Raw genomic sequence first — 12,908 nt, forward strand, 5'->3', positions numbered from 1 at the left:
GGTTTTCACCGCCCGGGTTATCACCCCCCCGCCCCCCCCGGGTGGGGGCCCCCCAAACCACCCCCCCCCCCCCTGGGCGGGCCCCCCCACCCGCCCGCGGCGCGCCCCCCACCTGGTTTGGGGGCCCCGCGACAGGTACCAACGGAAAAGAGTTACTGCTGGGGAGGCGGATCCTGCTGAGGATCCGCCTCCTGCTCCGGCTCACCGGTGGGCATCCATCCGTCTTGCGGAGGCTGCGACTGCGGCAACGCCTGCGGCGGCGTTCCCGCGACCCCACCTACTTTGTGCCGCGGAGCCGATCCGGGCACATCGGGGTCGACCGGCTTACGCGCCACAGCCTCGGCTTCGGCGACGGCCTTCGCCACCGCCGGGTCGCTCTTGGTGGTGAACCAGTCCTCGACCTCCGCCGAATCGTCCTCGGGGCGCTGCAGGCCTTCCTCGACCGGGCTCGGTTCGAACCGGAACACACCGTCGTCGCTCGGCGCACCGAGGCTCTTCGCGAATCCCTTGAGCGCATCCCCGAAATCGCTGGGCAGCAGCCACACCTTGTTCGCGTCGCCCTGTGCCATCTCCGGCAACGTCTGGAGATATTGGTAGGCAAGCAACTCCGGTGTCGGCTTACCGGCCTTGATCGCGGCGAACACTTTCTCGATCGCCTTCGCCTCGCCCTGTGCTTCGAGGTAGCTGGCAGCACGGTCACCCTGCGCCCGCAGGATCCGCGATTGCCGTTCTGCTTCTGCCTCGAGGATCGAAGCCTGCTTCGCGCCCTCTGCCGAGAGGATCCTGGACTGCTTGTCGCCCTCGGCGGTCTTGATCGCGGCCTCGCGATGCCCCTCCGCGGTGAGGATCACCGCGCGCTTCTCGCGGTCCGCCTTCATCTGCTTCTCCATCGACTCCTGGATCGACGGTGGCGGATCGATGCTCTTGAGTTCGACACGGGCGACCCGCAGCCCCCACCGGCCGGTGGCCTCGTCCAGGACTCCGCGCAGCTGTCCGTTGATGGAATCACGCGACGTCAAGGTCTCTTCGAGAGTCATACCACCGACCACGTTGCGCAGGGTGGTCACGGTCAACTGTTCGACAGCGGCGATGTAGTTGCTGATCTCGTAGACCGCGGCCTGCGGATTGGTGACCTGGAAGTACACCACCGTGTCGATGCTCAACGTCAGGTTGTCCTGGGTGATCACCGGCTGCGGCGGGAACGAAACGACGCGTTCACGCAGGTCCACCTTGTCGCGGATCCGATCCACGAACGGCACCAGGAAGGTCAACTGCCCCGACGCCGTCCGGTAGTACCGGCCGAGTCGTTCGATCACGGCGGCCTCTGCCTGCGGCACCAGTGCCACCGACCTGACCACCACAATCACCACAAGCGCCACCAATACGGCGAGCACTATCAATGCTTCCATCTACGGACCCCTCCACACGACGGCGGTTGCGCCGTCGATCTCCATCACGGTCACGGTTGTTCCGGCTTCGTACGATTCGGTCTCGTCCAATGGTCGCGCTGTCCAGACGTCGCCGTCGATCTTGACCCGCCCCGAATGCGCATCGACCGGTTCGAGCACCAGTGCGTGCTTGCCCGGTAGCGCATCGATTCCCGTCGTCAACGCCGGTGGTTGCGCGTAACGACGCCGCAGCGGCGGACGCACCCCCAGCAGCAACACGAGCGAGGCGATCGCGAACACCAAGGCGTCGAACCACACGGGCAGATCGGTGACGGCCGCGACCCCGGCAGTCGCCAACGCGGCGCCGCCCAACATCAGCAGGACGAAGTCGCCGGTCAACGCTTCGCCGGCCGCCAACGCGACACCGGCGATGAGCCAAATCAATGCCGTCACAAACCCATCCTGACACAATCCGGACATCCGGCGCAGACGCGCGGACGCCGGGCCCCGGCCGTACGCAGGTCAGGCGCCGTCGGGTTCGGTCACGAAATCGACCAGCCTTTCCACTGCGCCGAGCAGGGGCGATTCGAGATCCCGGAAACCCGACACGGCACCGTAGACGCGGCGCCACCCTTCTTGCGGTGAGCCCCAACCCAACTCGCGGCACACCCCGGTCTTCCAGTCCTGACCACGGGGAATCTTCGGCCACGCGTCGATCCCCAACACTGCCGGACGGACGGCTTCCCAGACATCGATGAAGGGGTGGCCGGTCACCATCACGTACGGACCCAGATTCGCGGTGAGCCTTTCCTCCTTCGACCCGGCGACCAGGTGATCGGCGAGCACCCCGACTCGGCGCCCGGGACCCGGCCGGAACTCGGCGAGCCGCGCTCCGAGATTGTCGAGACCCTCGAGTTGCTCGACGACCACCCCTTCGACGCGCAGATCGTGTCCCCACACTCGCTCGACGAGCGCCGCGTCGTGCACACCCTCCACCCAGATGCGGCTACCGCGCGCCACCCGTGCACGCAGCCCCTCGACGCGCACCGACCCGGACGCCGAGCGGGTCGGTGTCGCGGCGGCGCGCGGCGTCGGACGCGTCAAGGTCACCGGGGCGCCTTCGACGAGGAAGGCCGCCGGGCGCATCGCGAACAGCCGTGTTCGTCCGTTCGCGTCCTCGAGCCGGACGAAATCACCGTCGTAGGTGCGTTCGAAACCGACCACCGCCCCACACCATCCGGAGGCTGCGTCCTCGACCACCAGGTCTTTCTCTGCTTCCAGTTCCGGAACCGGCTTCTTCTTCGTACGGCCATGGCCGGCAAAGATGTCGGCACCGTACATGTCTCGTGGGCTCACGCCCGACCACGTTAGGACAGTGCACCGACGGCCCGGGGCAGCCACGCCGAGTACCGCGGCGTGCGCTGGGCCTTATCGGTGGCCCGCTTTATGCTCATCCGGTGAGTTCACCCAGCCTGACTGTGACCGTGTGGGCGGGTTCGTGGCTGTCCGGCCACGCGGCCGCCGACGATGTGATCGACGCCCTGCACGAGTGGGCGCCGATGCATCTGGTCGCCGCCCACACCGAGGATGCTGCGGCGGCTGCCGGACTGTCCGGCACGCGCCCGGTGAACGGTGCCGCCGTGTTGCTCACGACGATCCGCCGCGCCGACCCTGCCGGTGGTTCCGGGATTCGCCTGGTGCTCCCGGCTGCCGGTGATGTGCACGGGCTGCCCGCGGGCACCGAGTTCGCAGCGGCGGCGCTCACGGCCCGCGAGGGGGTGTTGGTGGGGGCACCCGGCACACCCGGAATCGGACTCGTACCCACCGTAGAGGGCCCGGATGTGTTGCGCTGGACGGTGTTCGCACTTCCGATACTTCCCGAGCCGCCCGCTCCTCCCGGTCTCGGCGAGGCCGAGTTCACGATGCGCGAGGCGGTGCGCGACGCCGCATCGACCTTGACGGAAATCCACACCGTGGACTCGAACGGCCGACGGACCGATCCGCGCGCCGCGATCGCCGAGAAAGTCGCCGAGTACGCGCAGCACCGGTACCCGGAGGCGCTGCCCCCGCGGGCCGTGCGGATTCTCGAGTCCGCCGATCAGGTCGCGGCAATCCTGACCGTCGCGGTCGCGGGTGAGGGCCTCCAGGCAGGTTCGGCGTCGGCAGCAGCGGCCCGCGAGGACGCGTTGCGTCCGTTGTGGGCGGCGGTGCGAGTCGCACGACTCGGGGCGGTGACAGCGACCCTCGGCGCCCTCGATCGACGCCGGCCCGCGACCGGCAATTGACGGGACGTCCCCGGACTGCCCCGAGTGAGCGAATGTATCACCCGTCTCATTGGATCGAGCGAAGGATCCATTCGCTCGCCCCCGGGGAGGTCCGAGCGGGCCCGGTCAGCCGGCAGCGGCGGGTCGCGACGGTCGCGCGGGAGGTTCGCAGCACCGCACCGCGCACAACCGCCCGTTGCAGCCGATGCCGAACTGGGGTTCCGTCCCGAGACGCCGTGGCGTCATGGTTCCGAGGTGCTCCCCGACCAGTTCGCGGACCAGTGACGCGAAGCGCGGGTCTGTTCCGGCCGTACCCGCCCGGGCGAACGCCATTCCTAGTTCGGCGGCGCGGTCGCGTGCCTCGGTGTCGAGATCCCAGACGACCTCGAGGTGGTCGGAGACGAACCCGACGGGTACGACGATCACCGCGCCCACCCCCCGGCCGTGGAGAGCGTCGAGGTGGTCGACGATGTCGGGTTCGAGCCACGGCACACGCGGCGGGCCCGAACGGGACTGCCACACCAGGTCGTAGTCGCCGACACCGAGCGCCTCTGCGACCAACCGCGCCGCCTCGGCGACCTGACGGCTGTAGAGGCGCCCACCCGCGTCCGGAGGGCCACCGGTCGCGTCGGCGGCGGTCGGAACCGAATGCGCAGTGAACACCAGACGCGCGACACCGGCATCGTCCTGCAGTTCGGTCCGTGCCGCGCGGACGGCGTCGGCGACCGCCTCGACGAACAGCGGATGGTCGTAGAACTGGCGCAGCTTCGTGAGGTCCGGGGCATCGTCGACGGCGGTGCGCGCCCGCGCGATGTCCTCGTGGTACTGCCGGCATCCGGAGTACCCGCCCCACGCGGAGGTCGCGAACACCAGGGCGTTACGGATTCCGTCGTCGCGCATCGTGGCGACGGTCTCCTCGATCATCGGGTGCCAATTGCGGTTGCCGAAGTAGATCGGCAGGTCGATGCCGTGCGTGTCGAATTCGGCGCGTACGGCGTCGATGATCGCGCGGTTGAGCGCGTTGATCGGTGAGACACCCCCGAAGTGCAGATAATGCTGGGCCACGTCGTCGAGCCGTTCCGGCGGGATACCGCGACCGCGGGTGACGTTCTCGAGGAACGGGCGTACGTCGTCGGGGCCTTCGGGTCCGCCGAACGACAGCACCATCAACGCGTCGTATGGCTCGGGGGTGTTCACCATGATCGATGCTCCTGCCGTCAGGCGCCGAAGCCGACCTGGGAATGGAAGCCACCGTCGACGTAGACGATGGACCCGGTGGTACCGGGCAGCCAGTCGGACAGCACCGTGCACACCGTCTTCGCGACGGGAGTCGGGTCGTCGACGTCCCAGCCGATCGGCGACGCGGCGGACCAACCGTCGTTGAGCTTGTTCATCTCGGCGCCCGGCCCGGTGGCGTCGCCGGCGATGGCCTTGGCGGCGAGGGTCTTGATGGGTCCGGCCGCGACGAGATTCGAACGGATACCGCGCGGGCCGACCTCCTTCGCGACGTACCTGTTGACGGATTCGAGAGTCGCCTTGGAGACGCCCATCCAGTTGTAGAACGGGACAGCACGGGCCGGGTCGAAGTCCATGCCGACGAGGGAGGCACCGTCATTCGTTGCCGGCAGCACGGCCTTGGCGAGCGCCGCGTACGAGTACGCGGACACCTCGAGCGCGACGGCCACATCGTTCCAGGGCGCGTCGAGGAAGGGGCTGCCCAGGCACGAGCGCGGTGCGAAACCGATCGAGTGGACGACGCCGTCGAGGCCTTCGGGTGCGATCTCCCGGATCTTGTCGGCGAGACCGGCGAGGTGCTCGGGGTTCTGCACGTCCAGTTCGATCGCGGGAGGTACCGGCTGCGGCAGTCGCTGCGCGATGCGGTCGATCAGCCTGAGCCGGTCGAATCCGGTGATGAGCACCTTCGCACCCTGTTCCTGCGCGACCTTCGCGGTGTGGAACGCGATCGAGGCATCAGTGATGATGCCGGTGACGAGAATGGTCTTGCCCTCGAGCAGTCCGCCCATGAGTGTGTCGATCCTCCAGTGAGTTTCGGATGTGGTCCGGTGTCGCGGGCTGTTAGTGGCCCATGCCCATACCGCCGTCGACGGGGATCACCGCGCCGGAGACGTAGGCGGAATCGTCCGAGGCGAGGAAGCTGACCACCGCGGCGATGTCCTCGGGCTTACCGAGACGCTGCAGCGGGATGAACTTCTTCGCCATGTCGCGCATGTCGTCGGACAGATCGGCGGTCATGTCGGTCTCGACGAAGCCGGGGGCGACGACGTTGGCGGTGATCGACCGCGAGCCGAGCTCACGGGTCACCGAGCGTGCCAGGCCGATGACGCCGGCCTTCGAGGAGGCGTAGTTGATCTGGCCTGCCTGACCGGCCATGCCGACAACCGAGCCGAGGAAGATCATCCGTCCCCAGCGCGCTCGCAGCATCGCGCGGTTGGCGCGCTTGGCACACCGGAACGCGCCGGTGAGGTTGGCGTCGAGAACGTTCGTGAACTGGTCTTCGGTCATGCGCATCAGCAGGGTGTCGTCGGTGATGCCTGCGTTGGCGACCAGTACCTCGACCGGCCCCTGGTGTTCCTCGACCTCGGTGTATGCGCGGTCGACGGAGTCACTGTCGGTGACATCGCAGACGACGCCGAACAGGTCCTCGGGCACACCGGAACCGCGGTGGGTGACGGCGACCTTGTGTCCGTCCGCCTGGAGGCGGCGGGCAACGGCGAGCCCGATGCCACGGTTGCCCCCGGTGACGAGGACCGAACGGGGGGTGGCCACGTGCCGCGACGGTGCGGCGCTGGTTGCGTCAGTCATGCGGACAAACCTATCTGGTGGTGGATCGAGTAAGGAAAAGACACCGCGGCGGCCACAACTGCGGTCACGGGAGTCGCTGACGGAGCACCATGGCGGCGATGAGTCCCCCGGCGACGGCGAAGATACCGAGCATCAGCCACGGCCGGCTGGAGTCGCCGCGGGTGGTCTCGAAACCGATCTGCTCCTCGAGGGTGTCGTAGGCACCTTCGAGTTCCTCGAGGCTCGAGGCGGCGAAGAAGCTTCCGCCGGACAGTTCGGCGATCTCCTCGAGTGACGGATCGTCGACGGGCACCGGGATCTGATCGTCCTCGATCGTCACACTGCCGTATTGGGTACCGAACGAAATAGTGGAGACCGGGATGCCCTTTTCGGCGGCCTGACGGGCCGCGGTGAATCCACCGCGCGGATCGTCGGGGCTTTCGGGGACGGTCTGCTTGCCGTCGGAGAGCAACACGATGCGGGCCGGCGGCGCCTGATCGCTGCCACCGAGGACCGCGGCGAGGGTTTCGATCGATTGCATCGAGGTGAAGATCGCCTCGCCGGTCGCGGTGCGTTCGCTCAGTTGGAGGTGGTCGATCGCGGTCTTCGTCGCTTCCCGGTTGGTAGTGGGTGAGACGAGAACCGACGCCGTGCCGGAGAACGCGACGAGCCCGAGGTTGATGCCCGGGGTCAGGTCGTCGGCGAACGACTTCGCGGCTTCCTGCGCAGCTGCCAGCCGCGACGGCGCCACGTCGGTGGCCTCCATCGACAGCGACACGTCAATTGCAAGGACGACGGTGGCGCGGTTGCGGGGAACCCGCTGTTCGGAGGTGGGGCCGGCCAGTGCGACGGTCAGCAGCGCGAGACCGACGAGCAGCAGCGCGACGGGGATGTGCCGCGCACGACCGGGCCTGTCGGGTGCGACCTTCTCGAGCAGTTCGAAATTGGTGAACCGCAGAGTGTGGGCGAGCCGGCGTCGCTGCACGAGCACGTATCCGACAGCGAGCGCCGCGACGACGAACAGGAACAGCAGCCACCACGGTGAGGCGAAACCGGAGAAACTCATCGTCCCCCCTGTCCTGCGCCGATGCTGTGTCTGCGGGCTGCGACGAAGCGGACGACATCGCCGATCCAATCGCGGTCGGTGCGCAAGCTCAACCGAGGTGCGCCGCACCGGCGCAGTGCCTGTTCCACCGCCGCGCGGTGGTCGGAGGCGGCCTGCGCGAAGTCGGCGCGCAGTTGTGGCGTGGTGGTGAATTCGCGGGTTCGTCCGGTTTCGGGGTCGTGCAGCACAACATCACCGAGATCGGGCAATTCCAGATCACGCGGGTCGAGCACCTCGACGGCGAGCACCTCGTGGCGGGCGGACAGTGCCCGCAGCGGCCGCTCCCACTCGATGGGGCCGAGAAAATCGCTGATGACGACGATGAGTCCGCGGCGTCGTTGTGGACGACGAAGCGAGTCGATGACACCGCGCAGATCGCCGCGGGTGCCGTCCGGGGGATGCGGAGTCGTGGCGATCGTGCGCAACATCGACTGCGCGTGCAGACGCCCGCCACGAGCGGGCATCCGGGCGACGTCGCGACCATTGGACACGACCGCACCGATGCGGTTTCCGCCGCCGCCGGTGAGATATGCGATCGCAGCGACGGAGGCGATGGCGAGGTCGCGCTTCTCGCAGCTTCCGGTGCCGAAGTCGAGGCTCGCCGACAGGTCGAGTGCCAGCCAGGTCTCGAGTTCACGGTCGGCGACGGTCTGCCGTACGTGCGGGTGGGTGGTGCGGGCGGTGACCGACCAGTCCATCTGTCGGACGTCGTCGCCGGGCTGGTATTCGCGGGCGTCGCCGGGCTCGGAACCCGGACCGGGAATCAGACCGAGGTGATCGCCGTGCAGGACACCGTCGAGGCGACGTCGGACCGTCAGTTCCAGCGTGCGTAGTGCAGCGGTCAGCTCGGGTTCACGCAGTTGGCCGGCACGGAACGTCGGCGGCGACCCGGGGGCGCGTTCACTCACCGGGGCGCCGCACCCGCCTCGGGCCCGGTGGACGGTGCGCCGGCACGTACCGGCTGCGGGGGCGACGCGAGGGGCGCGACCTGCGGCAGACCGACGGTCTGCAGGATCCGGGTGATGATGTGATCGGCTGAAACATCGTCGGCGAGTGCGTCGTACGACAGCACCAGGCGGTGACGCAGCACATCGGGGATGACGTCGAGGATGTCCTGGGGGATGACGTAATCGCGTCCGCGGACCATCGCCAGTGCGCGGGCGGCGGAGATGATGCCGAGGGTCGCGCGGGGTGAGGCGCCGTATGCGATCCACCCCTGCACATCGTCGAGGCCGACTTCTGCCGGTGCACGAGTCGCGAAGATCACCCGCACCACATAGTCGACGAGTGCGTGGTGCACGAACACGCGACTGGCGACCTTCTGCAGGCGGATCAGTTCGTCGCTGCCGAGGATCTGCTTGGGTTCGGGTGCGGCGACACCCATGCGGTAGACGATCTCCCGTTCTTCCTCGACCGTCGGATAGTCGACGAGGACCTTGAACAGGAAACGGTCGCGCTGTGCCTCGGGCAGAGGGTAGACGCCCTCGTTCTCGATCGGGTTCTGGGTGGCCATGACCAGGAACGGGTCGGGCATCGGGAAGGTCTTGCCGCCGATGGTCACGTGCCGCTCGGCCATCACCTCGAGCAACGCCGACTGTACTTTCGCGGGGGCACGGTTGATCTCGTCGGCGAGGACGAAGTTCGCGACGACCGGGCCGAGTTCGGTGTCGAACTCCTCACGACCCTGCCGGTAGATCCGGGTACCGACCAGGTCGGTGGGAACGAGATCGGGGGTGAACTGCACACGGGAGAACGAACCGCCGACGACCTTGGCGAAGGTTTCCACCGCGAGGGTCTTGGCGACGCCGGGCACACCTTCGAGCAGCACGTGTCCTCTTGCGAGAACGCCGACGAGCATCCGCTCGACCAGCAGGTCCTGGCCGACGATGACTCGTTTGACCTCGTAGATGGCCCGTTCCAGGAGCCGGATGTCCTGAGCAGGATCGACCGCATTGGGCGCGCCCTGACCGTCTCGGTTCCGGCCGTCGGGTGTCGGGCCGTCGTTGCGAGGCGGAACGGGCTTCTGCGCCTTCGTCGTGTTCACTGCTGCGTTGTTCGCTGCCGGGGTGCTGCCCGCCGGGGCATTCACCGCATTGCCTCGCTCGCCACTCTTCTGGACGGTCGATTCGCTCTTGTCGTTCGACCCTGCAGTCCCCGACGTCCCACCCTCGCGTGAGGTCACCAACAATCCACCGCTTTCGCCTGTCGCTCCGCTGGAAACACCTGCCGGCACCACTATTGCAGGTACCGGTATTTCGTGTCGTCACCCCCGCGCGACCTGCGCCGCATCGCCGTCACGACACCATGCGCACCACATACGGTGTCATGCCGTCCCAGCGTACCGGCGAGATCTTCACGTGCGCACCCGACTGCGGTGCCTCGAGCATTGTGCCGTCGCCGAGGTACAGGCCCACGTGCTGGCTGGCATTCGGTCCGTAGAAGATCATGTCTCCGCGTTGCATCTCCGACACGGGGACCTGCGTACCGGCGGTGTATTGGTACCCGGTGTAGTGCGGGAGGGAGACACCGATGCCGGCGAAGGCGTAGATCATCAGCCCTGAACAGTCGAAGCCGGTCTTGTTGTAGTCGCCGTAAGTGTCGGCGACACCACCGTCACGAATGCCGCGGGTGGGGCCGTTCTCATCACCGCCACCCCATGCGTAGGGCACGCCGATCTGCGACAGTCCCCGGTCGATGACCGTCTCGACGGCAGCGGTCCCGGTCAGCGTCGGACGCTGGGTCGTGCGCGGGGACGATCGGGGGCCGGACTCGCGCGGGGTCGATGGACCGGTCTCGTCGGTAGGATCGGGATTCGTCCATTCGCGGACGTCCTCGTCGTCCTCGACTCCGGTGTCGGTGTCGGTGTCGGTGTCGGCGCCACCGCCCGTATCGCCGGGATCGGTCGGTGCGGTCTCGGGTGTTTCGGTTTCGGCGACTTCCGTCTCGGTCGGCGCAGTCACGGTCGGTCCGGTCACTTCCGGCGCAGGGATGTCGAGCTGTGTATGGGGTCGCTGACCGTTCGAGAGTTCGGCAGCACGCGCCCGCGCGGCAGCGTCCGCAGCGACCCGCACTGCCGCTTCGGATGCGGCCTGCGCAGCGACCTGCGTGGCGGCGGCCGCGGCGGCCTGCTCGGCGCGACGACGGTCGTCCCACGCCACGTATTCGGCGCGTTGGCCTTCGAGCCCGACGACGTTCCCTCGGGCCTGGTCGAGTGCGCCCTGGGCCTGTGCGCGTTCCTGCTCGATGCGTCGCTTCTCGCCGGCCTGCGCCTCGAGTGCGGTCCGAGCCGTCGAGATCGCGGCTTCCGCCTCGGTGCGGCGTCGTTCCGCAGCGGTCGCCGCGGCGTCGGCGTCGAGTTTCGCGGCACGCGCGCGGGAGTTGCCGTTGGCTTCGGTGGCGCGGGCCCGTTCCAGTGCCTCGAGCACCGCAGTCCTGCCCGATGACAACAGTCGCATCACCTGGGCCCGGTCGAGGAGGTCGTCGGGCCCGTCCGTCGACAGGAAGGCTGCGAGAGACGCGCCGTTGACGCCTTGCATGTAGCTGCTGCGTGCGAATTCGTCGAAGTCGTCCTGCGCGTGCAGGATTCGGGCTCCCGCATCCTGCAGCGCCAGTTCCGACGATGCGACCTCCTGCGCGGCCGCGTCGGCGGCATCGCGGGCAGACTGCAGATCCACGAGCGCACGGTTGACGTCTTCGCGCTTGATCGCCACCTGCGCGTCGAGCTCGGCCAACTGCTGGTCGGCGCCTGCGATCTGCACGATCAGTGAGCCGATCCGGTCGACACCGGAACTCACCGCGGCATCGGCGGCGTCGAGTTGGGCCTCGCTCGGGTTCGGTGGTGGCGGTGGCACCGCCCCGGCCGTGGAGCCGAGCCCGACGACGACGGTCGTGATCAATCCGAGTCCCGCAACCAATCGCGGAACGCGCCGCCCTGTCCGGGAGGACAAGTCCCTGTCCGGATCCGACGACACGTATCTGCGTATCAGCTCACTGTCCGATGACGAAGACCGTCGCGGAATCCCCCCGTGGATACCGAACCGTCGCACTGTGCTCTCCCTCGGTCGTGCCGACCGATCGCACCGGTCGACCCCGACGCCTGGAGAAGAGCGCGCAGCACCGATCGCCCGCGGTCGCGCGGTCGATCGCTGATGGTCTCGTACCGATCACGGTCAGCGTCCCGCGACTCGGCTTGTGACACTTCTTCCCCAAGAGCGCCACGTGAACCGTACGACACAGCACCCACCCCCCGCACGACAGTCACAGATATTCGTCCGGAAAGACCAGGTCGCTCACACGTGAATACTGGCGACTCCCCCGACCACAGGCGTGACCCGGTTGTCGCCGGAGCCGGGGAGTCCGTCTCGATCGAATGGAGGTTCGGCGTCCGCGAACGAGATCAGACGGAGCCGGCGTCTCCGGGCGTGACCTGCGTGCCCCTGGAGCCCACGTCGGGTTCGGTGCCCGTGGCTCCTGCAGCGGCTTCGGTGCCCGCACGCCGCCGCTTGGCGAGATACGTCAGTGCACCGACGGCCGCCACCACCAGAATCAACACGATGGTCATCAGTGTCCAGGGCGGCGACGGTTCGAGTAACGAGTCGACGAAGTTGGTCGTCGACACCACCGGGTCGCCCGTGTAAGTGCGGTCCTGTGCCGCCTCGAGCGTCACGCGGTCCAGCGAGTCGCTGAACGTACCGACCCAGTCGGGGCTGAGCACCAGGACGGTGCCGCCGTCCTCGGACCCGACCGCGGTGGCGAGGTCGCGTAGCTGCGAGTCCATGTACGGATTGCTCTCGACCACGACGACGCTGAGGTCGATGCCGTGATCCTGTGCACGCTGCACCTGCTCGACGAGTTCGGAAGTATCGAGTTCGGGGCCACCGAGTTCAGGGCCACCGAGTTCGGGGCCACCGAGTTCCGAGTCCTTCACCCCTTCGGGTACCGACACCTGATCGTCGGCCAGGTCGGCGAGGATCGTCTCGAGGGTGACTCCGGGAGGGAGGTCCGTGGCCGCGGGCCCGGGTATACGAAGCAGTGGCGCAGACATCTCTCTCCGGTGGTGCTGGTCAGAAGCGGACGAACCGCACTCGCCGCGGCAGCCGAGGGAGACGGGGTCCCGACGGTGTCGCAGGCATGCCGCACTCGTACGGCACCACCGCACATTACGCGATGAACCGGCATGTCCCTGCAACCGCGCCTCACCCGGCACCGTCCGTCACAATCGCTTCGAGAGCCTCCCCCGGGCCTATGTAGGACAAGCGTACTGTTAGACTTGTGGCGAGATGCCGCGGCACCGGTCAACCCCCGGACATGGCCGTGAGCCTCGCTTGAGCCGTCGACACAGCCCCGTCG

12 protein-coding genes are annotated in these 12,908 nt (G+C 68.0%); 1 reads left to right on the forward strand and 11 read right to left on the reverse strand.

Annotated features, from left to right (window positions below; all coding sequences use genetic code 11):
• Positions 1 to 152: 152 nt before the first annotated feature.
• From ACFWB0_RS18575 to ACFWB0_RS18585, 3 genes are all read right to left on the reverse strand, one after another.
• On the reverse strand, positions 153 to 1,409 hold the full coding sequence (locus ACFWB0_RS18575; protein WP_378491934.1) for an SPFH domain-containing protein: 1,257 nt from the start codon (positions 1,407 to 1,409) through the stop codon (positions 153 to 155).
• Complete coding sequence (locus ACFWB0_RS18580; RefSeq protein ID WP_378491935.1) at positions 1,410 to 1,841, reverse strand: NfeD family protein; 432 nt, start codon at positions 1,839 to 1,841, stop codon at positions 1,410 to 1,412.
• 69 nt (positions 1,842 to 1,910) lie between these two features.
• The gene (locus ACFWB0_RS18585) at positions 1,911 to 2,729 is read right to left on the reverse strand and encodes a DUF3097 domain-containing protein (RefSeq protein WP_378491976.1); all 819 of its coding nucleotides are present in this window, start codon (positions 2,727 to 2,729) and stop codon (positions 1,911 to 1,913) included.
• 116 nt (positions 2,730 to 2,845) lie between these two features.
• Between ACFWB0_RS18585 and ACFWB0_RS18590 the strand changes: the two genes are divergently transcribed.
• The gene (locus ACFWB0_RS18590) at positions 2,846 to 3,673 is read left to right on the forward strand and encodes a hypothetical protein (protein ID WP_378491936.1); all 828 of its coding nucleotides are present in this window, start codon (positions 2,846 to 2,848) and stop codon (positions 3,671 to 3,673) included.
• 105 nt (positions 3,674 to 3,778) lie between these two features.
• Here ACFWB0_RS18590 and ACFWB0_RS18595 read toward each other — a convergent pair whose 3' ends face one another.
• From ACFWB0_RS18595 to ACFWB0_RS18630, 8 genes are all read right to left on the reverse strand, one after another.
• On the reverse strand, positions 3,779 to 4,852 hold the full coding sequence (locus ACFWB0_RS18595) for a ferrochelatase (RefSeq protein ID WP_378491937.1): 1,074 nt from the start codon (positions 4,850 to 4,852) through the stop codon (positions 3,779 to 3,781).
• A gap of 17 nt (positions 4,853 to 4,869) precedes the next feature.
• Positions 4,870 to 5,676, reverse strand: coding sequence for an NADH-dependent enoyl-ACP reductase InhA (inhA, locus tag ACFWB0_RS18600; RefSeq protein WP_378491938.1), 807 nt, complete (start codon positions 5,674 to 5,676; stop codon positions 4,870 to 4,872).
• Between the two features lie 52 nt (positions 5,677 to 5,728).
• Complete coding sequence (gene fabG1, locus ACFWB0_RS18605; RefSeq protein ID WP_378491939.1) at positions 5,729 to 6,475, reverse strand: 3-oxoacyl-ACP reductase FabG1; 747 nt, start codon at positions 6,473 to 6,475, stop codon at positions 5,729 to 5,731.
• A 64-nt stretch (positions 6,476 to 6,539) separates the two neighbouring features.
• Positions 6,540 to 7,520, reverse strand: coding sequence for a VWA domain-containing protein (locus ACFWB0_RS18610; RefSeq protein ID WP_378491940.1), 981 nt, complete (start codon positions 7,518 to 7,520; stop codon positions 6,540 to 6,542).
• A complete protein-coding gene (locus ACFWB0_RS18615; protein WP_378491941.1) occupies positions 7,517 to 8,467 on the reverse strand; it encodes a DUF58 domain-containing protein in 951 nt (316 codons plus the stop codon). Before ACFWB0_RS18615 ends, ACFWB0_RS18610 begins: the two co-directional genes overlap by 4 nt.
• A complete protein-coding gene (locus ACFWB0_RS18620; RefSeq protein ID WP_378491942.1) occupies positions 8,464 to 9,741 on the reverse strand; it encodes an AAA family ATPase in 1,278 nt (425 codons plus the stop codon). The genes ACFWB0_RS18615 and ACFWB0_RS18620 overlap by 4 nt, the downstream gene beginning before the upstream one ends.
• Positions 9,742 to 9,853: 112 nt before the next feature.
• Positions 9,854 to 11,455: an NlpC/P60 family protein gene (locus tag ACFWB0_RS18625; protein WP_378491943.1), complete on the reverse strand. Its 1,602-nt coding sequence runs from the start codon at positions 11,453 to 11,455 to the stop codon at positions 9,854 to 9,856.
• 500 nt (positions 11,456 to 11,955) lie between these two features.
• Positions 11,956 to 12,603, reverse strand: a complete 648-nt coding sequence (locus tag ACFWB0_RS18630; RefSeq protein ID WP_378491944.1) for a DUF6676 family protein — start codon at positions 12,601 to 12,603, stop codon at positions 11,956 to 11,958.
• Between the last annotated feature and the right edge of the window lie 305 nt (positions 12,604 to 12,908).

The sequence above is a fragment of the Rhodococcus sp. NPDC060086 genome, from assembly GCF_042730275.1.
Lineage (GTDB): Bacteria > Actinomycetota > Actinomycetes > Mycobacteriales > Mycobacteriaceae > Rhodococcus.

Bases quoted from the DNA above. Each gene is read 5' to 3' on its own strand.
- ACFWB0_RS18575 (WP_378491934.1), bottom strand. From the start codon at position 1,409: ATGGAAGCATTGATAGTGCTCGCCGTATTGGTGGCGCTTGTGGTGATT.
- ACFWB0_RS18585 (WP_378491976.1), bottom strand. From the start codon at position 2,729: ATGTACGGTGCCGACATCTTTGCCGGCCATGGCCGTACGAAGAAGAAG.
- ACFWB0_RS18595 (WP_378491937.1), bottom strand. From the start codon at position 4,852: ATGGTGAACACCCCCGAGCCATACGACGCGTTGATGGTGCTGTCGTTC.
- inhA (WP_378491938.1), bottom strand. From the start codon at position 5,676: ATGGGCGGACTGCTCGAGGGCAAGACCATTCTCGTCACCGGCATCATC.
- fabG1 (WP_378491939.1), bottom strand. From the start codon at position 6,475: ATGACTGACGCAACCAGCGCCGCACCGTCGCGGCACGTGGCCACCCCC.
- ACFWB0_RS18610 (WP_378491940.1), bottom strand. From the start codon at position 7,520: ATGAGTTTCTCCGGTTTCGCCTCACCGTGGTGGCTGCTGTTCCTGTTC.
- ACFWB0_RS18630 (WP_378491944.1), bottom strand. From the start codon at position 12,603: ATGTCTGCGCCACTGCTTCGTATACCCGGGCCCGCGGCCACGGACCTC.